Consider the following 25785-nt stretch of genomic DNA (forward strand, 5'->3'; position numbering starts at 1 on the left):
CCGACGCGTACGACAGGCTCCGCCCATGGACCGCGGACGGCACCCACCCACAGGGCAGGACAGGCTCTCGCCAACGGGAGGCGACGGGCTCCGCCCATGGGCCGCGGCCGGGCTCCCGCCCACTGAGCGCCGCGGGGCGCCCCTCGGGGCCCGTCAGACGCGGGCCGGCGTGGCGGCCCCGGCGGGCATGGAGGCCCGCAGCGGCTCGGCCAGGGCGACCAGGGCCCGCTCCACGCCGTGCAGGTGGGCCAGCGCCCCCTCCGCGACCGCCTCCCGCCGCCCGGTTTCCACCAACCGTCCGGCGGCCGGCCCGGTGAGCGCCTCGACGGCCGCCTCCACCCGCCAGCACGCGGCGGCCAGCCGGGCGTCGTGCGAGGCCTCGGGGTCGGCGGCCACCGACACCAGCGCGCGGACCTCGCGGGCGCACTCGTCGAGCAGCACCAGCACCTGCCGGGCCCGCTCCCGGCGCTCCCGGCCCAGGTACAGGGGGTGCACCAGCGGGGCGACGGTCTTGCGCACCTGCGCCAGCAGCGCCTCGAGCTCGGCCACCCGGGGTGCCGGATCCGCGCCGGGGTGGCCGGCCAGCCGCGCCGCGGCCTCGGTGGTGCAGGCGTGCACGCACCGCACGGCGCGCCGGATCCACGCGTCGTTGAAGGCGTGGGTGGTGACCGGCAGCACCAGCAGCACGGCCAGCCAGGCGCCGGCCGCGCCGGCCAGCGTCTCGGCCACCCGCAGCACCAGCAGGTGGCCGTCGAGCAGCCCGGCCAGCCCGTAGAGGGCCTGGGCGAGGACCGTCACCGACAGCATCATCCAGGTGTAGGAGGTCTGCGCCGTGTAGAAGATGCCGAAGACGGCGACGGCCGCGACGACCGCCGAGGGGACCGGCGCCCCGTGCAGCGGCAGGGTGAGGACGAGGCCGAGGAGCGCGCCCAGGCAGGTGCCCAGCACCCGGCGGAAACCGCGGACGGCGGTCTCACCGCGGGAGGTGACGTTGACGAAGATCCACCAGGTCGCGCCGACGGCCCAGTACCACCGCTCGTGCGAGAGCAGGTGGCCCACCGGGAGCGAGAAGAGGCAGCCGGCGGTCACCTGCACGGCCTGCCGGGTGGTGATGCGGCGCAGACCGGTGCCACCGGCCGGCGGCGTCGGCGGGACGGGCTGCGGAAGGCGGCGCTCGTAGCACCACAGGCCGAACCGGACCACGGCCGCGACGGCGACGGAGACCAGGACGGCGACGCAGAGGGACGGCAGCGTCGCGGGCGTGACACGGCCGAACTGGGCCACGAAGAAGCACATGAAGGCGAAGGCGCCCAAGGTGTGGCCGCGCGGTCCCCAGCGGCGCGCGTACACGCCGAGGCCGCCGATCGCCACGAAGACCAGGCCACCGGTCACCGGACGCCCGTGCAGCAGCGCTGCGGCGGCCAGCACGGGCAGCCCCACCAGCGGCTGGAGCGCGACCGTGACGGCCTGGCCGCGCACCGTCGGGTCGGTGACGGTGAACAGCACCAGCAGGGCGGCCAGCCCGCCGGTCGCCAGGCCGGCGATGTCCTGGCCGATCAGCCCGCAGGCCGCGACGGCCGCGGCGATGCCGAGCACGCCCCGCGAGGCGAAGCGCAGCCGGACCAGCCCGGGGTCGGCCGGCGGCACGAAAGCCCGCGCCCACGGCTTCCTCTGTGTCAGGACCAAGGTCTCACCCTCCTCGACGCCGTCCCGCGGTGCCCGGCCGAACCGGCGCCATGAAAAGCGGCACAAAAAAGACGCCGCGGAGACCCGCAGCGCCATTGACTCGACCATTTCACCACGAAGGATGCCGATGGCTCAAACGACCTCCGGAACACCGGGCCATTGGCACAATGGCCAAGGGCGGACTTCGGCCGGGAGAGGGCCATCGGACCACCTTTCGGGCACCCCGGCGCAAAGGCGGGCGACCGGCCCGTTGCTACAGTCGGCGGCCATGTCCGTGGACGAGCTCGACACCCGCATCCTGCGGCTGCTGCTGGAGCAGCCGCGCACCAGCGCGCGTGAGTACGCGCGCATCCTCGGGGTGGCCCGGGGCACCCTGCAGGCCCGGCTGGACCAGCTGGAGCGGCGGGGGGTGATCACGGGGACCGGACCGGCGCTGTCGCCCGCCGCGCTGGGGCACCCGGTGCTGGCGTTCGTCCACATCGAGGTGACCCAGGGGCACCTGGACGAGGTGGGTGACGAGCTGGCGGCGGTGCCGGAGATCGTCGAGGCCTTCTCCATCACGGGTGGCGGGGATCTGCTCACCCGTGTGGTGGCGCGGGACAACGGCCACCTGGAGGACGTGATCCAGAAGCTGATCAGCCTCCCCGGGGTGGTCCGCACCCGCACGGAGGTGGCGTTGCGCGAGCGCGTGCCGTACCGCCTGCTGCCGCTGGTGGAGTCCGTGGGCCGCGCGGTCGCCTCCCCCTGAGCCGAGCGGCACGGGCGCGGCCCTCGCCACGGGTCCGCGCCGCACCCCTCGGACCCGGGGGCCTGCGATCAGCCCCACCGCTCGGGCCTGCGGTCAGCCCCGCCGCTCGGGCCTGCGATCAGCCCCGCCGCTCGGGCCTGCGATCAGCCCCGCCGCTCGGGCCTGCGATCAGCCCCGCCGCTTGGGCCTGCCGCCGCGGCGCGGGGCGCCGCCCTTGCCGCCGGCCGCGGCGGAGCGGTTGCCCCGCCCGCCGCCGCCCTGCGGCTTCTGCCTGCCGCCCTGCGGGGCCTTGCGGGCCGCGCGGGCGGGCTCCTGCTTCCGCTCGGGCTCGGCGGCCCGCCGTCCCCGGGTGCTGTTGGCGGTGCGCCCCCGCACCACGCCCACGAAGTCGTCCACCGCGTCCGTGGTGGCGTCCTGCGGCCAGGCCAGCGCCACCTCCGACTGCGGCGCGTCGGTGACGGTCCGGTAGGTGAGGTCGCGCCGGTGGTGGAGGCGGGCCAGGGACTGCGGCACGATCAGCACGCCGATGTTCGCCGCGACCAGCTCGATCGCGTCCCCGGTGGTGGCCGGCCGTTCGAAGGCCTCCTCGCCCGGTGGCCGCTCCCAGCCGAGCACGTCGTCCAGCGGGTGCAGGACGACCTCCTCGGCGAGGTCCTCGACGGAGATCTCCTCCGCGGCGGTGATCAGGTGATCCTTGGGGACCACGGCCACCGTCGTCTCGGTGTAGAGCGGGATGGCGCTGAACACGTCGCGGTCGACGGGGAGGCGGACCAGTCCGGCGTCCGCGCCGCCGGTGCGCAGCAGCTCCTGGGCCTCGTGCGCCTCCACCGGCGTCAGTTCGAGCGGGGTGCCGGGGAAACGTTCGTTCCAGATCCGCACCCACTTGGCGGGCGTGGCTCCCGGTACGTAGGCGAGCCGGAAGACGGGGGATGCGGCGGAGTCTGTCACCCGGCCCAGGCTACCCGGCGTGGTCGGAGGCGCTCCGCGCGGTCGTTACGCTTGGCGGTATGAAGTCGCACCAGAGCACCCAGACGATGAAGCCCGCGACCGCGGCGAAGAAGCTGGGTGTGTACCTCGAGGCCACGCCCGCCGAGTTCCGGGAGGGCGTCGTCTCGCGCGCCGAGCTGAACCAGCTCCAGGCCGACCCGCCCGAGTGGCTGCGGGAGCTGCGGCGCAACGGCCCGCACCCCCGTCAGGTCGTCGCGGCGCGGCTGGGCGTCTCCGCCTCCGGCCTGGCCCGCGCCGGCATCACCGAGGCGCTGACCACCGAGCAGATCGACGCGCTGCGCGACGAGCGCCCCGAGTGGCTGGAGCGGGAGCAGGCCCTCCAGGCCGACGTCCGCAAGGAGCAGGAGCGCGTCAAGCAGCTGCACGCCGAGAAGGCCGCGAAGGCGGCCAAGGCCGGGAGCGACGCCGGGCGCGAGAACGCCGGCCGCTGAGCCGCCTGCCCGGCTCGGCCGAGGGGCCGGTCGCGCCGCCGTGCGGGCCGGCCCCTCCGCCGTCGCCGCACGCCGTCGCCCCCACGCGTCGCCGCACGCCGTCGTTCGCGGGCGTCGTACGCCGTCACCTGCGAGGGAGGAGTCCGAGGGCGTCGCGCCGCGGGGCGGGAGGTGGTTGGCTGTGCCCCTGTCGGATCGATCATGTCGGCCCGCGCCGACGAACGCCGCCTGGAGGCACCCCCGCATGAGCACGCCCACCGTGTACGAGTACAAGGTCGTCACCTTCCGTGAGTCGCTGATCGGCGACGCGCTGGACGGCGACAAGCTGGAGAAGACCCTCAACAAGCACGCCGAGGAGGGCTGGCGCCTGAAGACGATCACGTCCGCCGACGTGAAGGGCCGCATAGGTCCCGGCGCGGTCGAGGGCCTGCTGCTGACCCTGGAGCGCCCGCGCGTCTGACGCCTCGCGCGACCGCCGGCCGCCGCCCCTCCCCGGCGGCGGCCCGCACCGGCACGACGGCGGCCGGGACATCCGCACGGCCGAGGCGCGAGCGGGGCACCCGCACGGCCGGAGCTCGAGCGGGGCACCCGCACGGCGCTGCCGGCACTGCCGGAGGGCGGGCGTCAGTGCCCGTACGCCCGGTGGCACAGGGACACGACGTCCGAGGAGGCCACCCCGCGGGCCTGCCGGCACCACTCGCCCATCCGGAACCCCCCACGGCCGCCGGACCCGTGTCCGCCGTGCCGCCGGGGCCGGGGCGGCACGGGACGCAGCTGGGCCCTCGGCCGCTCCGCCTTCGCCCGGGGCCGCCCGAGGGCGGGCCGTCGCGCTCCCGGCGCCCCGGACCGGATCTCGGCCCGGGGCGCGGGCCTGCCCGCGGCGGGTTCACCCCGCCCCTGCGTCCGCACCCGCGTCCCTTCACCGGCGCGGCTCCGTCCGCCCGCCTTCTCCCGGCCCTTCTCCTGCTCCTTCTCCTGGTCCTTCGTCCGGTCCTCCGTCGCACGGCGCTTGCGCTCGCCGCTCTCGACCAGCTCGCCCCGGTCCTGAGGTGGCGCGCTCCGCTCGGCCGCCGGACGGCTGACGGTGGCCGTGGCGGCGTCGCGCGGCGGGCGGGGCGCGTCGGGCGTCACGGCGACGCAACCGGTGACCAGGAAGGGGGCGATGAGGGCGAGGGCCAGCTGCCGGGTTCGGATCACGCTGCCACCTTGCTCCGTTCGGCCCAGTGCGCGCACCGCACCACGCGGCCGGGTCACCGACACGGGTGACACGGAGTCAGGTGCCGGTGTCCTACCGGTGCGTTAGCCTCCCGCCGTGTCCCGACTTCCCGCACGTCTGTCCGTGCTGACCCTCGGCGCCCGTGACCTGCCGGCGCTCCGGCGCTTCTACCGCGGCCTCGGCTGGGAGGAGGCGCCCGGGAGCGACGACGCCTGGGCGGGCTTCCTGCTGGGCGGCGTGCTGCTCGCCCTGTACCCGCTCGACGACCTGGCCGCCGAGTCCGCCCCCGGCGCGCCGCGCCCGGCGCCGGGCTGGTCGGGTGTGACGCTCGCCTGCAACCTGGACCGCCGCGAGGACGTGGACGCCGCCTTCCGCGCCGCCGTGGACGCCGGCGCGCTGCCGGTCGCGGAGCCCACGGACCGGGAGTGGGGCGGCCGTTCCGCCTACGTCGCCGATCCGGAGGGAAACCGCTGGGAGCTCGCCTGGGCGCGCACCGCCCGGTTCGACGCCCGGGGCGCCCTGATCGGGTTCGGGGAGGCGGACGCGGGTCCGTGACCGTACCCGCGGTGAATCCACCGGGCGCGTGAAAGCCGTCGGCCGGGCGGGCTCGTCCGCGGACCTTCGGGTAGGAGGTGCCTTATGGCTGAAGTGGTGGAGGCGGGGCTCTGGGGGTTCGTGGCCGGATCGGCGCTGTTGCTGGGGGCGGTGGTCGGCTTCGGGGTGCGGGTGCCGCCGAAGGTGATCGCCACGGTGATGGCCTTCGGCGCCGGCGTGCTGCTCTCCGCGGTCTCCTTCGAGCTGGTGGGCGAGGCCTACGACCAGGCGGGGCTGGCTCCGGCGGCCTTCGGGACGCTGGTCGGCGCGCTGGCGTACACCCTGGGCAACCTCTGGCTGGCACGCCGGGGAGCGCGGCACCGGAAGCGGTCGGGGCGGCACGCGGCGCACCGGCAGCCCTCGGAGCAGGAGCAGGGCGGCTCCGGCACCGCGCTGGCCCTGGGCGCGCTGCTGGACGGGGTGCCCGAGTCCGCGGTGATCGGCGTCAGCCTGCTGGACGGCGGGGCGGTCAGCCTGGTCACGGTGGTCGCGGTGTTCATCAGCAACGTGCCGGAGGGGCTGTCGAGTTCGGCGGGCATGCGCAAGGCGGGCCGGAGCAAGGGGTTCGTCTTCGGCGTGTGGGGCGCGATCGCGGCGGCCAGCACGGTGTCGGCGGTGCTCGGGTACACGGTGGTGGGCGCGTTCTCCCCCGCCGTGATCGCGGCGGTGACGGCGGTGGCCGCCGGGGCGATCCTGGCGATGGTCGCGGACACGATGATCCCGGAGGCCTTCGAGGACGCGCACCTCGCCATCGGTCTGGTGACGGTCTGCGGCTTCCTGGTGTCCTTCGGTCTCTCGCACGCGTGAGGCCGCCCGGCCGGGGCCGGCCCGGACGGCAGCCGCTCCCCCGCTCCCCGGCGCCGACGGCAGCGGTGGCCGGGAGGGGTTCAGACGGCGGTGTCCCGCCGTGCCCGCTCCGCCCGGCGGGCTCGGATCCGGCCGCCGGTGAGGAGGAGGGTGACTCCGAGCAGGACCCAGCAGGCGAGGACGAGTGCCGGGCCCAGGGCGTTGATGCCGTGGAAGAAGGCGTTGGCGCGCAGCAGGCTGCCGGAGGCGCCGGGCGGCAGGAGCTGTCCGACGTCGGCCCAGCCGCCCGGGAGCCAGTGCGGGCCGGTGACGAGGCCGGAGAGCGGGTTGGCGAGCAGCATCATCAGTGCCGCGCCGACGACCAGGCCGGGCAGCCCGAACACCGCCTCCAGTCCCAGGAGCGTGAAGGCCAGGGCCGCGATGCCCAGGGACAGGCCGAGCGCGGTCGTCCCGTAGTGGCCCGACAGCGAGCCGATGCCGTACTGGAGCACCGCGGTCACCGCGAAGCCCGCCGTGAGGGAGAACAGCACGCCGCCCGCGAGGCGGTATCGCGGCCGGCCGGGGAAGAGCCGGGCCAGGGCGGCGGCCGGGACGATGCCGCCGAACACCATCGGCAGGGCCGCGGCGGCGAATCCGGCCCCGCGCGGGTCGCCCTCCGGGAAGGGCGCCAGGTCCTTGACGGTGAGCTCGGCGTGCTGACGCCCGGCCGCGCCCGTGGCCAGCGCGGTCAGCGCGGCCGCGGCCTGCGGACCGGCCGCGCCGGCCCGGTAGAGCGTCACGCCCGTGGGGGTGACGGTGATGCCGCCGACGATCTCCCGGTGTTGGACCGCGGTGGTCAGCTCCTCGACGTCGTCGAAACGGGTGACCTGCCACTCCGTGTCGGCGGTCGCCTTCTCGAGCCGCTCCGCGGTGGACGCCGGTCCGGCGACGCCGATCGGGATCTCGCGCGGACCGCCGTTGACGGCGGGCAGGGCGAAGGCCGCGAGCATGGCGACGACCAGGACCGTCAGTTCCAGCACGAGGACGGTCAGCCTGCGGCGCAGGGCTCCCGGCGACGGCGACGGCGACGTCGGGGAGGCCGGGGGCGGCGGGCCGGGGGCCTCGTCGGAGGGTGCGGACATCGGGGTGTTCCTCACTCGGGTCGTCAGTGGTGAGTGGTGAGTCGTAGGTCGGGTGTCGCGCCTCGGGCGTCGTGGCCTCATGCCTCGGCCGTCGTGGCCGCGCGTCTCGGGCGTCGTGGCCGCGGGCCTCATGTGTCGTGCCTCGTGCGTCGGGGGATGCGGGCCCGGTCCTCCGCGGCGACGGGCCCGGTCCTCCGCGGCGACGGGCCCGGTCCTCCGCGGCGACGGGCCCGGTCCTCCGCGGCGACGGGCCCGGTCTCCGATTGTTCGGCCGGATGGGATCCGGTACGACTCGGGGCGGGGAGCCGGCGTAACGACACGCCGCCGCCCCCGGCGGCGGCTCCGGATCGGCCGGCCGGGGGCGGTGGGTGCTGGTCGGTCAGCGCGCCGACGGCTCCAGGTCCTGCCTCCCCCGCTGCCGGACGGCGCGTGTCCGCGGCAGCGCGAAGCCGAACAACAGGGCGGCGCCCCCGCACAGCAGGGCGTTCAGCGCGATCGCCGCCGTCACTCCGCGCTCCACGCCCGCGGTCGATCCCGCGGCGGCCAGGGTGACCACCGTGGACATCACCGGCGTGCCGAGGGTGATGCCCACCTGCTGGCTCATCGTCGCCAGACCGGTCGCCACGCCCTGCTCGCCGTCGGGGAGGCCGGAGGTGGCCGTCACCATGAAGCCGACGATGGCCACCAGGTTGGCCGCTCCACCCACGAAGGTCGCCGCCAGCAGCACGCCGAACCAGCCGGGCAGGTGTCCGAGCAGGAGCAGCGGGGCCGTCGCCGCGGCCTGCAGCGTGAACCCGGCGACCACCGTGCGCGTGCCGCCGATCCGGGCGATGATCCGCGGGCCCGCCAGACCGCCGGCCACCGTGCCCGCCCCGAGGACGGCGAAGGTCAGGCCCGCCTGGAGCGGGGTGAAACCGCGCACCTCCTGGAGGTACAGGGTCAGCAGGAAGACCAGGGTCGTCTCGGTGGCGAAGGCCAGCGTCCCGGCGAGGTTCCCCCAGCCCACGGACCGGCGGGTCAGCAGGCGCGGCGGCAGCAGCGGGCGGGCGACCCGGTTCTCGATCCGGACGAAGAGCGCGAGCAGCACGGACGCGGCGGCGAGGGCGGCCCAGCAGCCGGGGTCGGTCCAGGACCTCTCGCCCGCCCGGGTGAGGCCGAGGACGAGCGCGATCAGTGCGAGCGTGACCGTGACGGCGCCCGGCAGGTCGAGCCGGGAACGCTGCTCGGTCCGTCCTTCCCGCAGCACGGCCGGGCCGACCGCCAGCACCACCACGGCCACGACCACGTTGACGTGGAAGGCCCAGCGCCAGCTGATCAGGTCGGTCAGCAGTCCGCCGAGGACGGCGCCCGTGGTGAAGCCCGCCGCCATCAGCGCGCCGTTGAGGCCGAGCGCCCGCTCGCGCAGCGGTCCTTCGGGGAACGAGGTGGTCAGCAGCGACAGGGCGGCCGGGGTGACGGCGGCGGTCGCCACTCCCTGCGCGACGCGTGCGGTGAGCAGCAGCCACGGGGTGTCCGCGAGTCCGCCGACGAGCGAGGCCAGCCCCAGCAGGGCGATCCCGGCGAGGAACTGCCGCCGACGGCCGAACAGGTCGGCGCAGCGGCCGAAGAACAGCGTGAACCCGGCGGCGCACAGGGCGAAGGAGGTCGCGATCCACTGCAGGTCGGCGAGGGCGAAGCCCAGGTCGGAACCGATGCGTGGCAGGGCGACGTTGAGGATCGAGAAGTCGACGGCGAGCGTGAAGCTCGCGGTCAGCAGGACGAGGAGGGCGAGCCGGTCCCGCAGACCGGGGCCGGCCGGCTGCTGGTGCCGCGGGCCGGCGGTCCGGGCGCCCGCACCGCGCAGGGCTCGGGCGCTCCCGGCGGTCCGCAGGGCTTCGCCGGTGTCGGTGGTGTCGGTGGTGGTCATGGCTCCGAGCCTGCGTCCGCCGCCTGGGCGCAGCCAGATCCCGCTCCTTGGTACCACTGACAGGGGCAGGCACGTCGTCCGGGCCGCTCCGATACTGGAGCCATGTCTTCTCGCACAGAGCACGACAAGGGCGCCGGCGGCCTCGGCCACTTCCTGCGGACCCGACGCGCCGCCGTGACCCCGGAGGCGGCGGGGCTGACCACCTGGGGTGCTCGGCGGGTCCCGGGGCTGCGCCGGGAGGAGCTGGCCCAGCTGGCCGGGATTTCGGTGAACTACTACACGCGGCTCGAGCAGGGGCAGTCGGTGAACGCCGGGGACGCCGTCGTCGAGGCGCTCGCCCGTGCGCTGCGCCTGGACGCCGACGAGCGCGCGCACCTGTTCGCGTTGGTCCGGCCGGTCCCGGCGGCCCGTCGCCCCGACCCGGTGGAGAGCCCGGGCCAGGGGGCGGTCCGCCTGCTGGCGTCCATGCCCACGGTGCCCGCCCTGCTGCTGGGCCGGCGCAACGACGTGCTGGCGTGGAACCCGCTGGGCCACGCCCTGCTCGCCGGGCACCTCGATCCCGCCGCGCCGGACGACCCCGACGCCCGCCCCAACCTGCTGCGCATGCTGTTCCTGGACGCGCACACCCGTGAGCTGTACCGCGACTGGGACGAGGAGGCCGCGCTGGCCGTCTCCTCGCTGCGCTACTCGGCCGCCCACCGCCCGGACGACCGCCCGCTCGCCGAGCTGATCGGAGAGCTGTCCATCCGCAGCCAGGAGTTCGCCGCCCTGTGGGCGCGGCACGACGTCCGGCTGTGCTCCAGCGGCACCAAGCGGCTCCACCATCCTCACGTGGGCCGTCTGGAACTCCACTACGAGGTGCTGCACCTGCCGGACGGCGACGGTCGGCGCCTGCTGACCCACACCGCCGAACCGGGCTCCGCGTCGGCCGACGCGCTCAGTCTGCTGTGCCGGGGGACGGGCTGACGCAATTCGGGCGCAATGCAGGGCAATCGAGCTTCCGTCACCACTTCGGGAAATTGCCGGAGCATCTCCCGGATATCTCGGTAACCGGCGGTAATCGACTTCCCCTCTTCGGTGGGTGACCGTGAGGGAATCTCTGCGCCAGTGACCTGTTTCACCTGCCACCGATGCCGCGCCCGCACCGGGGAGCGACTACCGTGCACAGCCCTGAACAGGCAGGTTTCCCACGCCTTCCGTACATCGCATGCGGGACGCATGGGATCGCCATGAGCGGGTATCAGGTTCAGCCCGTGCGGAATGTGTGGGGATTTTGCGCCCGCCTGCATACGGTGCCGGAATGTGGGCCTCTGAATTAAGATCCCGCAGTCGTGCGTGCAGTCCCGAGCGAATAAACAGGTGAAGTGTGAGTCTGTTCAAGCGAACCGCGGCCCCCGGCCGTCCGGAGACCCTCGCCGTGACGGATCCCGCCGTCGAGGCCAGATCGGCCTTCGCGCAGGTGGCCCCCTTCGACCCCGACCTCGCCTCGCTGACCGGCGAGTGGTTCGTCGACCCGGCCCACAGCCGGGTCGGCTTCTCCGTGCGGCACGCCATGGTGACAACGGTCCGGGGGTGCTTCCGGGAGTACAGCAGCCGCCTGTTCTTCCACGGCACCAAGCCGACCCGCTCCCAGGCCGAGATCGTGATCAACACGGGCAGCGTGGACACCGGGGTGGAGCAGCGCGACGCGCACCTGATCGGGCGCGACTTCCTCGACTCCGCCAACTACCCCACGATGCGGTTCGTCAGCACCTCCGTGGAGACGGCCGGCGGCGACGTCTTCCTGATGACCGGGGACCTCACCATCAAGGACGTCACCCGGCCGGTGACGCTGGAGCTGACCTACATCGGCAACGTGACCGACCCGTTCGGCTACCAGCGGGCCGGATTCGACGGCACCACCACCATCAACCGTTCGGACTGGGGCCTGACCTACGACAGCAGGCTGGCGGAGGGCGGCGCCATGGTGAGCGAGAAGGTGCGGCTGCAGTTCGACATCGCGGCGATCCGCTCGGCGCCCGCCCTGTGACGTGCCCGCGAAGGCGTGACCGCGCAGGTGACCGCAGGGCCTTCGGCGCCCCTGCGGTCGTCTGCATGTCATGCCCCGATCAGGCGACCGTTTCCGGTCGCCCCCGCTCGTCGAGGCGGCAGCGGCGCTGGAAGAACAGGGCCAGTGCCATCAGGGCGGCGGGAAGCGCCGTGAAGCCGATCAGCAGCAGGTCCAGCGCGCGCTGCGGCTGCGGCGCGGTGCCCTCGGTGGTGGCCACGCAGCCGCCGACGGCGAGTGCGAGGGCGTAGAGGTAGGGGCCCAGCGCCGTCCCGGTCGCGTCGGTGGCGGTCCAGATGCCGGAGTAGGCGCCCGCGCGGGTGCCGCCCCGTGCCTCGGCGGCGGCGACGGCGTCGGACAGCATGCTGAAGGAGAGCAGCTGGAGACCGGCGAAGGCGACGCCCAGCAGGACGGCCAGGGCGACCGTGGCCGCGGCGCCCAGCTCGCCGGCCGGCCAGAGGCCGAGGCAGCCGGCCAGGAACAGCGCCTGCGCGGTCATCAGGGCGCGCTGTTTGCCGTGGCGGCGGGACAGCGCCTGCCAGAGCGGGCCGACCAGGACGGCGGGGCCGAGGAAGGCGCCCATCAGCACGGAGGTCAGCTTCTCGTCGCCCAGGATGTACGCCGTGTAGTAGGGCACCGCCGCCAGGAACAGGTGGGTGGTGGTGCTGGTGACGAGGTAGGCGAGGAGCAGCGGGCGGAAGTCCCGGTCCCGCAGTGCGGTGCGGACGTCGGCGAGGACGGAGTGGCCCTCGTCGGGAGGCGGCAGGGTGCCGCACTCCTCGGTGAGGCGGCGCACCCCGCGCACCGCGACCAGGCCGGTGACGATCATGAAGGCGGCCAGCATCATCGCCGCGCGGGAGTACGCGTCGCGTTCCCCGGAGGCCACCAGGGCCGGCGCCGCGACGCCGGTGGCCAGCAGGCCGACGGTGAGCGCGGCCATCCGGAACATGAAGACGCGGGTACGTTCGTGGTAGCCGACCCGCAGTTCGGTGGGGGTCGTGACGTAGGGGACCTGGAAGCAGGCGAACAGCAGGTTGCCCGCCGTGTACGTCACGCCGACCCAGAGCGCCGCGCCGACGCCGGAGAGCCCGGAGGGCACGGTGAACAGGGCGGTGAGCGCGAACGCCAGGGCAAGGCCCACGCTGAGCATCCGCCGGCGGTGCCCGTGACGCCTCGCCTCACGGTCCGACCAGGTCCCGAGCGCGGGGTGGGCCACCGCGTCGACGACCTTGGGGATCAGCAGCGTGACGCCGGCGAGGGCGGGACCGACACCCAGGGTGTCGGTCATGAAGTAGAGCAGCAGCATGCCGGGCACGGTGATCCAGACGCCCATCCCGAGCGACCCGGCCGAGTAGCGCAACAGGGCACCGGTGGAGGCCTTCACCGCGCCTCCGCTCGCCGCGCCCTCGATGGAGGCGGTCCCCCGCCGCGCACCGGAGGCTCCGGCCGGCGCATTCCCGCGCACCGGCTTCTCCTCCGCGGGTGTCTCGTGTGTCATGCGCAGAGGCTAAGCACCGGCCGTGCCGTGGAACAGGGTCCGTCCCACTTCCCGGACGAACCGGCCCATTGATCGTCACGGCGGCGGGCGGAAGGTTCGCGATGCGGCTTTCGCTCCGGTGCGCGACCCACCGGAGGAACGCCGAAAAGCCGAAAAGCCGACGGAAGGCCGCCGGAGGGTCGTCGCCGGGCCCGCCCGGGCCGCTGGCCGGATCCGGCCATGTTCCGCGCGGGGCCGGTTCTTCGTCGCACGCACCATTGGCCGCACCCCACATGGTCCATACCATCTGGGATGACAAGCGGAGCGGCTCCGTCCCACCCACGGGCGACCGCTCCGATCGGCACGTGCGCACAGGCCCCCTCCCCCACGCTCAAGGGACGTACACGCCATGACAGTTGCACGCTCGACGAGACGACTGCCCGTCACCACGCTCACGCTCCTGCTCGTCGCCGTCCTCGCGGCCGCGCTGCTGGTCGCGCAGGGGGCGGGCGCCCCGCGCGCCGCCGCGGCGACCGCCCCCGACCGAGCGGCCTCGGCGGCCGCCGCGCAGACTTGGGCGGACGAGTTCAACGGTGCCGCAGGCAGCGCCCCCGACCCCGCGAAGTGGACGCTGGAGACCGGCGGTACGGGCAACGGCAACAACGAGCTGCAGTACTACACCAACAGCCGGAACAACGCGGCTCTGGACGGCAACGGCAACCTCGTCATCACGGCCCGCAAGAACACCGACACCGGGCTGCAGTGCTGGTACGGCAGCTGCCAGTACACGTCGGCACGCCTCAACACGGCCCGCACCTTCACCCAGGCGTACGGCCGGTTCGAGGCCCGGATCAAGATTCCGCGCGGGCAGGGCATCTGGCCGGCGTTCTGGATGCTCGGCAACGACCTGGGCAGCGCGGGCTGGCCCAACAGCGGCGAGATCGACATCATGGAGAACATCGGCCGCGAGCCGGGCACCGTGCACGGCACGCTGCACGGTCCGGGTTACTCCGGCGGTGAGGGCATCGGCGCCGGTTACACCCTGCCCGGCGGGCAGGCGTTCGCCGACGGCTTCCACACCTTCGCCGTGAACTGGAGCCCCAACTCGATCACCTGGTACGTCGACGGCAACGCCTACCAGACGCGGACCCCGGCGGACCTGGGCGGCGACCGGTGGGTCTTCGACCACCCGTTCTTCCTGATCCTCAACCTGGCGGTGGGCGGCAACTGGCCCGGCAGCCCGGACGGTTCCACCAGCTTCCCGCAGACCATGACGATCGACTACGTCCGCGTCTCCACCTCGGACGGCGGGACCACGCCCACCTCGGGCCCCATCCGCGGCATCGGCGGCATGTGCGTGGACGTGGCGGGGGCCGCGACCGCCGACGGCACGCCGATCCAGCTGCACAACTGCACGGGGAACGCGGCCCAGCAGTGGAGCTTCCCCGGTGACGGCACGGTGCGCGCCCTGGGCAAGTGCCTGGACGTCTCGGGCGGCTCGACGGCCGACGGCGCCGTGGTGCAGCTGTGGACCTGCAACGGCACCAACGCGCAGAAGTGGACGTACACCGCGGCCCGCGACCTGACCAACACGGGCTCCGGCAAGTGCCTGGACGCCAAGGGCAACTCCTCGGCCGACGGCACCCGCCTGCAGATCTGGACCTGCACGGGCGGCGCCAACCAGAAGTGGACCGTCGGCTGACGACCGCACACGACACGGGGCGGTGCGGCCGGAGTCCGGCCTCACCGCCCCGTGTCGTACCGGGTCAGAGCCGCATCGCCTGCGGCTGGTCGCGCCGCGCGGGGTCGGGGCCGTCGAACTCGCGGACGACCGTGTAGGCGCCGTCGTGCTGGAGGGGACGGAATCCGGCGTCCTGCACGAGCTCCACGACCTCGTCACCCGCCGGACCGTCGATCTCGTCGGCGCCGTGCTGCAGCGCCAGCTGGGCGGTGCGGTCGCCGTAGGTCGCGCGGAACACCTTCAGGTGCGGCACGTTGTCCAGCACCAGCCGGGCCACCGCGTAGGTCTTGAGGACCTCGAGGCCGGACAGGGACCGGTCCCCGGTCGGGACGGCTGCCTGCTCGCTCCCGTCCCACTCCTCGCGCAGCCGCAGCATCGCGTCGACGTCGGCGGCACGCTCGCGCCGCCCGCCGACACCGAAGGCCAGACCGCCGCCGGCCCCGGCGCCGTCGAACCAGGCCACGTCGCCGTGACGCGCGGTGCGCGCCTCGTGGGCCAGCGCGCCCAGCCAGGCCATGTCGTCCGACTCGTACAGCGCGATGCCGTCCTCCCGGGTCAGGCGCTCGCCGGCCCGCACCTTCCGCTCGAGCTCACGCTTGAGTCCGACGTCCATGTGTTTCCCTTCCTGACACGACAGCGCTCGAAGAAGACAAGCGTCCGACAAAACCGTACCTGTCGCCTCCGTCTCCTCCACGGCACCCCTCCCCCGTCGGCGGGAGCGGGTGAGTACCGGTTCTGAGTATCCGCACTCATGTGCGTGGGGCCGCTTCGCCGTCATGGTGCCGGTATGACGACACCACCACCTCCGCCGGCCGAGGAGCTGCGGCTCATCGACGCCGAGTTGCGGTCCCTGGACGCGCGGCGCGCACAGCTGCTGGCCCGCCGCGGTTGGCTGGTCGGCGCGCTGTGGGCGGCGAACGCCCCGGCGCCCTCCCCCGCGCCCTGGGCGCAGACTTCGTCCCCGCGGCGGGCGCCACGGAGCGAGGCGTCCGGTCCCGACGTGCAGAACCTGCTCCTGCTGCTGGGCGGACTGCTGCTCGGCATCGCCTCGCTGGTGTTCACCGTGGTGGCGTGGGGCTCGCTGGGCATCGGCGGCCGGGCCGTGGTACTGGGCGCCCTCACCACCGTGGTGCTGGCCTCACCCGTGCCGCTGCTGCGACGCGGGCTGCGGGCGACGGCGGAGTCGCTGGCCGGGCTCGGCATGACGCTGACCGTGCTCGACGCCTACGCCCTGTACCGGGTGGCCCTGCCGGACGCGCCGGTGGCGGCCTACGCGGCGACGGCCTGCGCGCTGCTGGCGGCGCTGTGGACAGGCTACGGATGGCTCTTCCGTGAACTGCGCGGCCCGTGGCCGGCCGCGGCCGCCGTCGCGCAGCTCGCGCTGCCGTTGTGGGCGTCGGACGCGGGCGGTGGCACGCTCGAGCCGCTCGTCGCGGCGCTGCTGGCCACGTCCGCCCTCGGCGCCGCGGCCGCGCTCTCGCCGCTGCGCCCGCCGGTGCGGTGGACGGCGGGCGTCGGGGCCTGCCTGGAGGGAGCGACGGCCGTGCCCTGCGCGCTGTGGCTGTCGGTCTCGGCCGACGGCGCCCGTGCGGCGGTCACGGCGAGCCTCCTGCTGGCCTTCGCGGCGCTGATCGCCGCGGCGGTGGCCCGGCGGCTGCGGGCGAGCGCGGGTGCCATGGCGGCGGCGGTGGCCGCGGGCCTGCTCGCGGTCGCCGCCGCGGGCGGCGTGGTCCGGCCCGCGCTGCCCTGGGAGTGGGCGGTGCCCGGTTACCTGGCCTGCGCGTCGGCGCTTCTCGGCCTGACGCGGACGCGGCTGCCAGAGGTGCTGCGCCGTGGGGCGGTGTGGGCCTCGGCCGCGGTGGCGGGGGCGGCGCTGCTGTGGGCGCTGCCGCTGCCCGTCGTCGCGCTGCTGCGGCCGCTCGCGCCGCTGGAGTTCCCGTACGGGCTGCCGGCCTCGGTCGTGCTCGCGGTGCTCGCGGCGGCGCTCCTGGCGGCGGGCCCGGACGCGGTGTGGCAGGCGCGGGGCCGACGGGCGGCGCTGGTGCTGGGCGCCGCCGTGCTGTACGCGCTGCCCCTGGTGGCCGAGCTGCCCCGCGGGGCCGGCCTCACCGTCCAGGTGCTGGTGGTCGCGGGGGCCCTGGAGGCCGCCCGGCGGACCGCGGACGGCCCGTGGACCGCACTGGTGGTGGCCCTGGTCGCCTCGGCCGGGGTGGCGCTGTCGTCGGGGCGGACGGAGGCGGCCCCCCTGGTGGTGCAGCCGGTGCTGGTCGCGCTGTTCGCGGCGGCTTCCTGGGCGCGCCGCCCGCTCGGCCGGGCCGGGCTGCCGGCCGCCCTGGTCCACGCTGCGCTGCTGGTCGTGGCGGTCGCCGCTCTGCGCGACTGGGAGGCGTCCACGGCCGGTCTGCTGCTGCTCGCGGTGCCGGCGGTCGCGGCGCTGATCGCGTCGCGGCCGCTGTGGGCGGGGCCCTCGGCGCTCGCGGTGGACGTCACCGGGGCGGTGGTCGCAGGGTGCGCGCTGCTGTTCACGGCGTTCGATCCGCCGGTGCTGGCCCTGACCCTGGCGTTGTCCGGGGTGATCGCCGGGGCGACCGCGCTGCGTCCCGGCCGCCGCCCGGTGGCCCACCTCGCGACCGTGCTGTTCGTGCTCGCCGCGTGGGTCCGGCTGGCGGCCTGGGAGGTGTCCGCCCCGGAGGCGTACGCGCTGCCGGCCGCGCTGCCCGTGCTGGTCCTGGGCGGGGTGCGGCGTCGCCGGGACGCCTCGGTGTCGTCCTGGTCGGCCTACGCCCCCGGTCTGGCCGTGGCCCTGCTGCCCAGCCTGGTCGTCGCCTGGGCGGACCCGCACTGGACGCGGCCGCTGCTGCTCGGCACGGCGGCTCTCGCCGTCACCGTGGCCGGAGCGGTGCGACGTCTGCAGGCGCCCCTGGTGCTGGGCGGCGCGGTGCTGGTGCTGGACGCCCTGCACGAGCTCGCGCCCTACCTCGTCCAGGCCCTCGGCGCCCTCCCCCGCTGGGCTCCCCCGGCGGCGGCCGGCCTGGTGCTGCTCCTGCTGGGCACCACCTACGAACGGCGGCTGCGTGACGCGCGCCGGGCCCGTCAGGCCCTGCGGCGGATGGGCTGAGCGGGCCGGAGGACGGCGGCGGGCCGTGGCGCCGGGAACGCCGGTGCCACGGCCCGCCGCCGTGCGTGGGTGCCTGCGTGGGTGCGTGGGGAGGCTAGTCCTTCTCCAGCGCGCCGTCGACGCGGGCCAGGTCCCGCAGCCAGGTCGCCGCCGAGCTGTCGGAGGGGGCCCGCCAGTCGCCGCGCGGGGAGAGCGAGCCGCCGGCCGAGACCTTGGGACCGTTGGGCATCGCGGACCGCTTGAACTGCGCGAAGGCGAAGAACCGGCGGCAGAAGACCTCGAGCCAGTCCCGGATCTCCCGCAGGTCGTAGGCGACGCGCTTGGCCTCGGGGAAGTTCGCCGGCCAGGCGCCCGCCTCGGCGTCGTGCCAGGCGTGCCAGGCGAGGAAGGCGATCTTGGACGGCCGGAACCCGTACCGCAGCACGTGGAAGAGGGTGAAGTCGTGCAGCGCGTACGGGCCGATCTTCGACTCGGTGGACTGCATCTCCTCACCGGGCACCAGCTCGGGGCTGATCTCGGTGTCGAGGATGGCGGCCAGCGTGCGGCCGGTCTCCTCGTCGAACTGCCCGCTGCCGATCACCCAGCGGATCAGGTGCTGCATGAGGGTCTTCGGGACGCCGGAGTTCACGTTGTAGTGGCTCATCTGGTCGCCGACGCCGTAGGTGCTCCAGCCGAGCGCCAGCTCGGAGAGGTCGCCGGTGCCCAGCACGATGCCGCCGCGCTGGTTGGCCAGCCGGAACAGGTAGTCGGTGCGCAGGCCGGCCTGCACGTTCTCGAAGGTGACGTCGTAGACCGGCTCGCCCGCCGAGAACGGGTGCTCCATCTCCTTGAGCATCAGCCGCGCGGTCGGCGTGATGTCGAGTTCGGCGGCGGTGACGCCGAGGGCGCGCATCAGCTTGTGCGCGTTGCCCTTGGTGTGGTCGCTGGTGGCGAAGCCGGGCAGGGTGAACGCCAGGATGTCGCTGCGGGGGCGGCCGGCGCGGTCCATGGTCTGCGCGGCGACGATCAGCGCGTGGGTGGAGTCGAGGCCGCCGGAGACGCCGATGACGATCTTCGGGTTCCCGATCGCGCCCAGCCGCTGCTGCAGCGCGCTGACCTGGATGTTGTACGCCTCGTAGCAGTCCTGGGCCAGACGCTCGGGGTCGGAGGGCACGAACGGGTACCGCTCGAGGCGACGGCGCAGGCCGAGGTCCCCGGTGGGCGGGTCGAGCCGGAAGGAGACCTCGCGGAAGCCGGCGGTGCGGGCGGCGTGGGTGCGGCGGTTGTCGTCGAAGGTGCCCATCCGCAGGCGTTCCTGCCGGAGCAGGTCGAGGTCGACGTCGGCCACCGAGTACTGGTCGTCCTGCGGGAAGCGCTCGGTCTCGGCGAGCAGGACGCCGTTCTCGTAGATCATCGTCTGCCCGTCCCAGGACAGGTCGGTGCTGGACTCGCCCAGACCGGCCGCCGCGTAGACGTAGGCGGCCAGGCAGCGCGAGGACGCCGAGCGGCAGAGCAGCTTGCGGTCCTCGGCGCGGCCGACGGTGATGGGGCTGCCGGAGAGGTTGAGCAGCACCGTCGCGCCGGCCAGCGCGGCCTCGGCGCTCGGCGGCACCGGCACCCACATGTCCTCGCAGACCTCGGCGTGCAGCACGAGCCCCGGCACGTCCTCGGCGGCGAAGAGCAGGTCGGGGCCGAAGGGCACGGACCGCCCGCCCACGCGGATGGTGCCGCCGCGCTCGTCGTCGCCGGAGGCGATCTGCCGCTTCTCGTAGAACTCGCGGTAGTTCGGCAGGTAGGACTTGGGCGCGACGCCGAGGATCCTGCCGCGGTGCACCACCACGGCGCAGTTGTAGATCCGGTTGCGGTGCCGCAGCGGGGCGCCGACCACCAGGACGGGCAGCAGGCCGGAGGAGCCGGCCACCACGGCGGCGAGCGCCGACTCCACCTCGTCGAGCAGGGCGTCCTGGAGCAGCAGGTCCTCGATGGAGTAGCCGCAGAGGTTCATCTCCGGGAAGAGGGCGACGGCGACGCCGTCCTCGTCACAGCGGCGGGCCTGGGTCAGGACGGCTTCGGCGTTGGCGGCGGGGTCGGCGACGGCGGAGTGACCGGTGCAGGCGGCGATCCGCGCGAAGCCGTGCCGGTAGAGCGACCAGAAGTTCAACGGGACGTTCTCCCCAGAAGGTGGACGGGCGGGCCATGACGACGGCGGGTCGGCCCGGTCAGGGCACCTCTCACCCTACGACCTGCCGTTGGACGCACCTGAGGCGGAGGCCGCCGCCCGGCGATCTCCCCGCGAGCGACGCCGGCGACGTCCGCGTCGAGCGGGACCGGCTGCGCTCCCGCGCCGTCACCGCCGGTTCTGCTGCCGCAGGGGGTGGAGGAAGTCGTCGACCGCTTCGGCGAAGCCGGTGGGGTCGCTCTCGTGGACGGTGTGGCCGGTGTCGAGGGTGACGAGGCGGGTGCGGGGGCGGCGGGCGGTCATCTCCCGGGCCAGTGCCGCGTCGAGGCTGTCGCTGCGGAGGCCGTGGACGAGGAGGGCGGGGCAGTCGCCGGCGAGCCAGTCGGCCCAGTGGTCGCCCCGGACCGCGGCGTGGGAGACCACCATGTCCTGCGGCCGGAAGGCCAGGCCCCACCCGTCCGGGAACTCGCGCACGGCGTCCGTCAGGTAGCGCGCCGAGTCCGCCAGCCGCTCGACCAGGGCGGCACGGGTGGGCGCGCGGTGGGGCCAGGCGAGGCAGAAGGACAGGTCGCCGGCGATCTCGGCCCCGACGTCCTCCACCACCAGCGCACGCACCCGCTCCGGGTGCCGGGCGGCGAACTGGTAGGCGTTGAGCCCGCCCAGCGAGTGGCCGAGCAGGACCACGGGCCCGAGGGCGAGGTGGTCGAGGAGCGCGGCGAGGTCGGCGAGGTAGCCCTCCCTCGAGAAGTGGGCCGGGCGGTCCGAGTGACCGTGCCCGCGCTGGTCCGGGGCGATCACCCGCCAGTGCGGGGCGAGGTGCTCGGCCAGCGCGGTGAAGGTGCGGCCCTCGCCGAAGTGACCGTGCAGGGCGACCAGGACCGGCCCCGGCCCTCCGAAGTCGAGGTAGGACAGCCGCCGCCCGTCGACGACGAGGCAGGCACGGGAGGGTTCGGGGCGGGGTGCCGACGTCATGGCCGCCATGCTGCCAGCCGGCCGGCCGAAGATCGAACACTTTGACGATCGCGGTCGTGAACCCGTCCCGAGCGGGCCCCGTCCGGTGGCCCCGGCGCGCCCGCTCGGGGAGGCTGGACGCGGACCTCGGGTGACGGAGGCGGACGGGCCGGGACGGGAGCGGGGAAGTGGACGAGCCAGTGATCGTCGGGGTGGACGGTTCGCCGTCCGGTTTCGCCGCGGTCGACGCCGCGGCCGACGAGGCGAGCCTGCGCGGCGTCCCCCTGCGCGTCGTGCACGCCTTCGGAGGGCGGCAGGCGCGCGTGCCGGGCGTCACCCCGCCGCCGGAGATGTCCGGGCGGCGCCTGACCGGGCTCGTGCACGGGGTGCCCACCGAGGCGGAGCAACGGGCCCGGGAGCGGGTGCCGGGCCTCGAGGTCACCCGTTCGGTGGTGTCCGGCGAGCCGCTGGAGGTGCTGACCATCGAGTCCCGGTCGGCGTCCCTCGCCGTGGTGGGCAGCCGGGGCCTGAACTCCTTCTCCTCGCTCCTGCTGGGCTCCACCGCCGTCCACCTGGCCGCCCACGGCCACTGCCCGCTCATGGTGGTGCGGGGCCGCCCCTCCCCCACCGGCCCTGTGCTGCTGGCCGTCGACGGCTCGGAGGCCGGCGAGGCGGCGGTCGCCTTCGCCTTCGCCGAGGCCTCGTTGCGCGGGGCCCGGCTGGTGGCCATGCACGTGTGGAACACCCGCAGCGAACGCGGCCTGGACGACCCCCTCGACCCGATGCGCATCGTGGTGGACGTCGACCGGCTCGAGCAGGTGCAGCAAGGGCTGCTGGACGAGACGCTGGCCCCGCACCGGGCCGCCCACCCCGACGTGCGGGTCGAGGCGCGGCTGGTCCGCTCCCGGATCCGCCCCGCGCTGCTGGAGGCGAGCGGCGGGGCCCGGCTGCTGGTGACCGGCGCCCGTGGGCGGGGCGGCTTCCAGGGCATGCTCCTCGGGTCGGTCAGCCAGGCGCTGCTCCACCACGCCGACTGCCCGGTGGTCGTGGTCCGCGGCCGGCACTGACGTCCACGGGGGCCCGCAGCGGCGGGGTCGTCGGCACCGCCCTGCCTGTACGATCCGGCCCAGTCGCACAGTCGCACGGGGGAACAGCATCTGCCCCTTCTCCAGGGGCTGTTGGCCCGGCGACACCCGCCGACCGAGCCGACCCGTGGAGTGCCCGCATGGCCGAGCCCGAAGCCCTCAGCTGCCCCTTCTCCGGAGCCGAAACCGGGGCCGGGGCCGAAACCGGAACCGGAACCGTCGACATCACGGCCCTCGGCGATACCGCGCACGAGCAGAACGCCCGGCTCCGGGAGGCCGGTCCCGCGACCCGGGTGGCGCTCCCGCAGGGTGTCGAGGCGTGGGTGGTCCCCCACTACGCGACCCTGCGGGACCTGCTCGCCGATCCGCGGGTGGGCAAGCATCCCTCGCACTGGAGCGCCCTCGCCGAGGGCCGGGTGCCCGCCGACTGGCCGATGATCAACTTCGTGGTCGTCCCCGGTCTGCTGACCTCCGACGGGGCGGACCACCGGCGCCTGCGCAACCTGCTCGGCCAGGCCTTCACCCCCCGCCGGGTCGAGCGGCTGCGCCCGCGCGTGGAGGCTCTGGTGTCCGGGCTGCTGGACCGGCTCGCCCGGCACCCGGCCGGTGAAGTGGTCGACCTGCGGCCCGAGTTCTGCATGCCGCTGCCGATCCAGGTGATCTGCGAGCTGACCGGCCTGCCCCGCGACCGGTGGGACCGGATGCACGAGCTCAGCAACGGCATCGTCGGCGCCGGAACGGGTCCCGGCAGGCCGGACATGGCCACGGTCCAGCGGGACGCCTTCGCCCTCCTCGCCGACCTGGTCGACCTGCGGACCAGGGAGCCCGGCGACGACCTCACCACCGCGCTGATCGCCGCCCGCGAGGCGGACGGCAGCAGGCTCAGCGCCCAGGAACTCGTGGGCACGCTGCTGCAGTTGCTGGTGGCGGGGCACGAGACCACGATCAACCTGATGGGCAACGCGATCCGCGCCCTGCTCACCCACCCCGACCAGCTGGCGCTGCTGCGTTCCGGCGAGGCCCCCTGGTCGGCGGTCACCGAGGAGACCCAGCGCTGGGACTCCCCGGTCAACCACTTCCCGCTGCGGTACGCCCTGGAGGACTTCGAGGTCGGGGGCACGCTGATCCGCAAGGGCGAGGCCGTTCTCGCCTCCTACGCCTCGGCGGGCCGTGACGAGCGGGAGTACGGGGAGAGCGGCGCCGTCTTCGACCTCGGCCGTCCGGCGTTCCGGCACCTGTCCTTCGGTCACGGCCCGCACTTCTGCATCGGCGCGCCGCTGGCCCGCCTCGAGGTGGAGGTCGCCCTCGAAGGCCTCTTCACCCGCTTCCCCGGCATCCGTCCGGCGGGCGGCGACGATCTTCCCCGCCGCCCCGGTCTCGTCTCCAACGCGGTCACCGAGGTGCCGGTGTTCCTCACCACCTGAGCCGCGCCCCGCCCGAGCGGCCGCGCGGGCGGGGCGCCGGCCCGGAGGCGGAGCACCGGGGTGTCACCGGTCGCCGGTGTTCCGCCCCTGTGACAGGTCCCGCACCGCCCGCTCGAGCCGCGTCCTCCGGGTCTCCGGCGTCGCGGCCTGCAGCAGCGGGAGCAGCACCAGGTAGCGGGCGGTCCGGTCGAGCGCGTCGAAGGCCGCGCTCGCCGCCGGGTCCTCCGCGAGCGCCGCCGCGAGGTCGTCCGGGACGACGGCTGTCGCCTGCGACGCGTAGGCGCGGTCCCAGCGGCCGTCCTCGCGGGCCCGGCGGACCTCGGCCAGGCCGGGTTCCCGCATGCGGCCCGCCGCCGTCAGCGCCGCGACCTTCTCGACGTTCACCCGCGACCACAGGCTCCTGGGCCTTCGCGGCCCGTACTTCTGCAGGTAGTACCGGTCGTCCAGGCCCCGGCGCTGCCCGGAGATCCAGCCCCAGCACAGCCCCACGTCGACCAGTTCGTCGTCCGTGATCGACGCGATCCCCGACGCCTTCTTCGCGACCTTCACCCACACGCCCTCGCGGCGGCCGTGGTGCTCGGCCAGCCAGCTGTCGAAGGCCGCCGCGTCCCGGAAGGCGACGACCTCCACCCCGCTGAACTCCTCCATGCGGGCCAGGCTAACCCGGCCGCGCGCTCGCCGAGCCGCTGTCGGGGAGGGCGGCGGAAGGGCGTGCGCACGGTGTTCCGACGGGAGGCGGGAGATCGGGGGCCGTCCGCGCCGCGCGAGGGACGACCGGCGTCCGGGTAGATCGCCCCGCCGCGTGTCCGCCGGGCCGGGCGCCCAACTGCCTGGGTGCCCCGGGCCGCATCCGTGACCGGCCGTTGGCCCGAACACGTGGGTGGATCACCCGTTGGGCGGACACCCGCCGTGCCGGTGCCGCGTGGGCGGTGTCGGGCGGCGCGATACTCCGTGCGCGTGAGAACCCGTGCCGTCGGCACCGCCCACGAGGTGCCGTGACCGTCCTGCCGATCCCGTACCGCCGGCCCCGTACCGCCGACCCCGTACCGCTTCCTGGAGCCGATCGATGACCCTGCTGCACGACGCCGAACTGACCGCCGCCTTCGACCGCGGCGCCGACTCCTACGACCGTCTGGTCTCCCTCAACCCGGGTTACCACGCCCACCTGCGCCGCTCCGCCCGCCGCCTGGCCCTGCCGGACGGCGGCGCGGGCCGCCGGGTGCTGGACCTGGGGTGCGGCACGGGGGCGTCGACCGCGGCGCTGGCGGCCGCGTTCCCGCGGGCGGAGATCGTGGGCGCGGACGCGTCGTCGGCGATGCTGGCCCGGGCGCGGGGCCGCCGGGGACTGGAGCGGGTGCGCTTCGTCCACGCCACGGCGGAGGAGCTCACCGCGGACGGCGGGCACGGCCCGTTCGACGCCGTCTTCGCCGCCTACCTGTTCCGCAACGTCGCCGCCCCCGACGCGGTGCTGCGCGGCGTCCACGACCTGCTGGTCCCCGACGGCCGTCTGGTGGCGCACGAGTACACGCTGGGCGGCCGCCGTGCCGACCGTCTGGTGTGGTCCGCCGTCTGCCGGGGCGTCGTGATGCCGCTGGGCGCCCTGACCGGCGACGGGGCGCTCTACCGTCACCTGTGGCACAGCGTCCTCAGGTTCGACACCGCGCCCGAGTTCGCCGCCCGGATGCGGCGGGCGGGCTTCGACGGCGTGCGCGTCCTGCCGCTCCCGGGCTGGCAGACGGGGGTGGCCCACACGTTCACGGGCCGCCGCCACCCGATCACGGCGGACGGCGCCCGGTAGTCCGGGCAGGCGGCGCCCGGCGGCCAGGGCAGGCGCGCCCCCTCAGGGAGTGCCCGCCGGCACTCCCAGGGCGAGGAGGGCGGTGTCGTCGTCGAGGGCCTCGCCGAAGCGGTCCAGGAGGGCCTCGATCTCGGCGACCAGCCGGGGCGCCCCGCTGGGCCCGAGGCCGCGGACGAAGTCGCACAGGCCCTCCGCGTCGAAGAGCTCCCCGGGCCGCGCCCCGGTCCGGGCCTCGGTGAGCCCGTCCGTGTAGAGCAGCAGGGTGTCGCCGGGCCCGAGGGTGGCGGTCGTCGCCACGAAGTCGGCGTCCACCGCGACGCCGACCAGCATCCCGCCGGGTGTGTGCAGGTACTCCACCTCGCCGGTCCCCCGCAGCAGCAGGGCAGGGGGGTGACCGCCGGAGGCCAGCCGGACGCGGGCCGCGCCGCGCGCGAGGTCGGGCTCGACGAGGCCCACGACGACCGTGCAG

At 75.1% G+C, this 25785-nt stretch carries 23 protein-coding genes; 12 read left to right on the top strand and 11 right to left on the bottom strand.

Features of this window, described 5'->3' with window-relative positions:
- Positions 1-153 precede the first annotated feature (153 nt).
- A complete protein-coding gene (locus Sfr03f_RS29120) occupies positions 154-1794 on the bottom strand; it encodes an FUSC family protein (protein ID WP_372514319.1) in 1641 nt (546 codons plus the stop codon).
- A gap of 160 nt (positions 1795-1954) precedes the next feature.
- Here Sfr03f_RS29120 and Sfr03f_RS29125 point away from each other — a divergent pair, with 160 nt between their 5' ends.
- Complete coding sequence (locus Sfr03f_RS29125; RefSeq protein WP_108957201.1) at positions 1955-2434, top strand: Lrp/AsnC family transcriptional regulator; 480 nt, start codon at positions 1955-1957, stop codon at positions 2432-2434.
- A gap of 168 nt (positions 2435-2602) precedes the next feature.
- Here Sfr03f_RS29125 and Sfr03f_RS29130 read toward each other — a convergent pair whose 3' ends face one another.
- Positions 2603-3382: a LysR family transcriptional regulator substrate-binding protein gene (locus Sfr03f_RS29130; protein WP_108957202.1), complete on the bottom strand. Its 780-nt coding sequence runs from the start codon at positions 3380-3382 to the stop codon at positions 2603-2605.
- Between the two features lie 59 nt (positions 3383-3441).
- Between Sfr03f_RS29130 and Sfr03f_RS29135 the strand changes: the two genes are divergently transcribed.
- A complete protein-coding gene (locus Sfr03f_RS29135) occupies positions 3442-3873 on the top strand; it encodes a DUF5997 family protein (protein ID WP_108957203.1) in 432 nt (143 codons plus the stop codon).
- A gap of 244 nt (positions 3874-4117) precedes the next feature.
- Entirely contained in the window at positions 4118-4333 is a 216-nt protein-coding gene (locus Sfr03f_RS29140) for a DUF4177 domain-containing protein (RefSeq protein ID WP_108957204.1), read from the top strand.
- Between the two features lie 164 nt (positions 4334-4497).
- Here the strand turns inward: Sfr03f_RS29140 and Sfr03f_RS29145 are convergent, their stop codons facing one another.
- Positions 4498-5070: a hypothetical protein gene (locus Sfr03f_RS29145; RefSeq protein ID WP_108957205.1), complete on the bottom strand. Its 573-nt coding sequence runs from the start codon at positions 5068-5070 to the stop codon at positions 4498-4500.
- Positions 5071-5185: 115 nt separating this feature from the next.
- Between Sfr03f_RS29145 and Sfr03f_RS29150 the strand changes: the two genes are divergently transcribed.
- Together Sfr03f_RS29150 and Sfr03f_RS29155 are read left to right on the top strand one after the other, a co-directional pair.
- Positions 5186-5644 (top strand): VOC family protein, encoded by a 459-nt coding sequence (locus Sfr03f_RS29150; protein WP_218028192.1) that lies wholly within the window; start codon positions 5186-5188, stop codon positions 5642-5644.
- A gap of 84 nt (positions 5645-5728) precedes the next feature.
- A complete protein-coding gene (locus tag Sfr03f_RS29155) occupies positions 5729-6490 on the top strand; it encodes a ZIP family metal transporter (protein ID WP_170145181.1) in 762 nt (253 codons plus the stop codon).
- Between the two features lie 80 nt (positions 6491-6570).
- On the opposite strand, the gene Sfr03f_RS29160 is transcribed toward Sfr03f_RS29155, so the two are convergent.
- On the bottom strand, positions 6571-7611 hold the full coding sequence (locus tag Sfr03f_RS29160) for a hypothetical protein (protein ID WP_170145182.1): 1041 nt from the start codon (positions 7609-7611) through the stop codon (positions 6571-6573).
- A 379-nt stretch (positions 7612-7990) separates the two neighbouring features.
- Positions 7991-9517, bottom strand: coding sequence for an MFS transporter (locus Sfr03f_RS29165; RefSeq protein WP_108957208.1), 1527 nt, complete (start codon positions 9515-9517; stop codon positions 7991-7993).
- Positions 9518-9619: 102 nt separating this feature from the next.
- Here Sfr03f_RS29165 and Sfr03f_RS29170 point away from each other — a divergent pair, with 102 nt between their 5' ends.
- Entirely contained in the window at positions 9620-10483 is an 864-nt protein-coding gene (locus Sfr03f_RS29170; protein WP_108957209.1) for a helix-turn-helix domain-containing protein, read from the top strand.
- 451 nt (positions 10484-10934) lie between these two features.
- Positions 10935-11546 carry a YceI family protein gene (locus tag Sfr03f_RS29175; RefSeq protein ID WP_245967831.1) on the top strand — a complete coding sequence of 204 codons (612 nt, stop codon included), beginning with the start codon at positions 10935-10937 and terminating at the stop codon, positions 11544-11546.
- A gap of 79 nt (positions 11547-11625) precedes the next feature.
- On the opposite strand, the gene Sfr03f_RS29180 is transcribed toward Sfr03f_RS29175, so the two are convergent.
- Positions 11626-13062 carry an MFS transporter gene (locus Sfr03f_RS29180; protein ID WP_108957211.1) on the bottom strand — a complete coding sequence of 479 codons (1437 nt, stop codon included), beginning with the start codon at positions 13060-13062 and terminating at the stop codon, positions 11626-11628.
- Positions 13063-13450: 388 nt separating this feature from the next.
- On the opposite strand from Sfr03f_RS29180, the gene Sfr03f_RS29185 reads away from it, so the two are divergent.
- Positions 13451-14743: a glycoside hydrolase family 16 protein gene (locus Sfr03f_RS29185; RefSeq protein ID WP_108957212.1), complete on the top strand. Its 1293-nt coding sequence runs from the start codon at positions 13451-13453 to the stop codon at positions 14741-14743.
- Between the two features lie 64 nt (positions 14744-14807).
- Here Sfr03f_RS29185 and Sfr03f_RS29190 read toward each other — a convergent pair whose 3' ends face one another.
- Entirely contained in the window at positions 14808-15395 is a 588-nt protein-coding gene (locus Sfr03f_RS29190; RefSeq protein ID WP_108957213.1) for a hypothetical protein, read from the bottom strand.
- Between the two features lie 174 nt (positions 15396-15569).
- Between Sfr03f_RS29190 and Sfr03f_RS29195 the strand changes: the two genes are divergently transcribed.
- On the top strand, positions 15570-17900 hold the full coding sequence (locus Sfr03f_RS29195) for an SCO7613 C-terminal domain-containing membrane protein (RefSeq protein ID WP_108957214.1): 2331 nt from the start codon (positions 15570-15572) through the stop codon (positions 17898-17900).
- Between the two features lie 94 nt (positions 17901-17994).
- Here Sfr03f_RS29195 and Sfr03f_RS29200 read toward each other — a convergent pair whose 3' ends face one another.
- Entirely contained in the window at positions 17995-20040 is a 2046-nt protein-coding gene (locus Sfr03f_RS29200) for an NAD(+) synthase (protein WP_108957215.1), read from the bottom strand.
- 186 nt (positions 20041-20226) lie between these two features.
- Positions 20227-21030 (bottom strand): alpha/beta fold hydrolase, encoded by an 804-nt coding sequence (locus tag Sfr03f_RS29205; RefSeq protein ID WP_108957237.1) that lies wholly within the window; start codon positions 21028-21030, stop codon positions 20227-20229.
- 167 nt (positions 21031-21197) lie between these two features.
- On the opposite strand from Sfr03f_RS29205, the gene Sfr03f_RS29210 reads away from it, so the two are divergent.
- Together Sfr03f_RS29210 and Sfr03f_RS29215 are read left to right on the top strand one after the other, a co-directional pair.
- Positions 21198-22076: a universal stress protein gene (locus Sfr03f_RS29210; RefSeq protein ID WP_174721674.1), complete on the top strand. Its 879-nt coding sequence runs from the start codon at positions 21198-21200 to the stop codon at positions 22074-22076.
- Positions 22077-22234: 158 nt separating this feature from the next.
- Positions 22235-23518: a cytochrome P450 family protein gene (locus Sfr03f_RS29215; protein ID WP_108957217.1), complete on the top strand. Its 1284-nt coding sequence runs from the start codon at positions 22235-22237 to the stop codon at positions 23516-23518.
- 63 nt (positions 23519-23581) lie between these two features.
- Here the strand turns inward: Sfr03f_RS29215 and Sfr03f_RS29220 are convergent, their stop codons facing one another.
- Positions 23582-24166, bottom strand: coding sequence for a YdeI/OmpD-associated family protein (locus Sfr03f_RS29220; RefSeq protein ID WP_108957218.1), 585 nt, complete (start codon positions 24164-24166; stop codon positions 23582-23584).
- A gap of 418 nt (positions 24167-24584) precedes the next feature.
- Here Sfr03f_RS29220 and Sfr03f_RS29225 point away from each other — a divergent pair, with 418 nt between their 5' ends.
- Positions 24585-25316: a methyltransferase domain-containing protein gene (locus Sfr03f_RS29225; protein WP_108957219.1), complete on the top strand. Its 732-nt coding sequence runs from the start codon at positions 24585-24587 to the stop codon at positions 25314-25316.
- A 42-nt stretch (positions 25317-25358) separates the two neighbouring features.
- Here Sfr03f_RS29225 and Sfr03f_RS29230 read toward each other — a convergent pair.
- On the bottom strand, positions 25359-25785 hold a 427-nt coding region (locus Sfr03f_RS29230), incomplete at its 5' end, for a PP2C family protein-serine/threonine phosphatase (RefSeq protein ID WP_159105756.1).

This window comes from Streptomyces fragilis (assembly GCF_003112515.1).
In the GTDB taxonomy this organism is placed as follows: domain Bacteria; phylum Actinomycetota; class Actinomycetes; order Streptomycetales; family Streptomycetaceae; genus Streptomyces; species Streptomyces fragilis.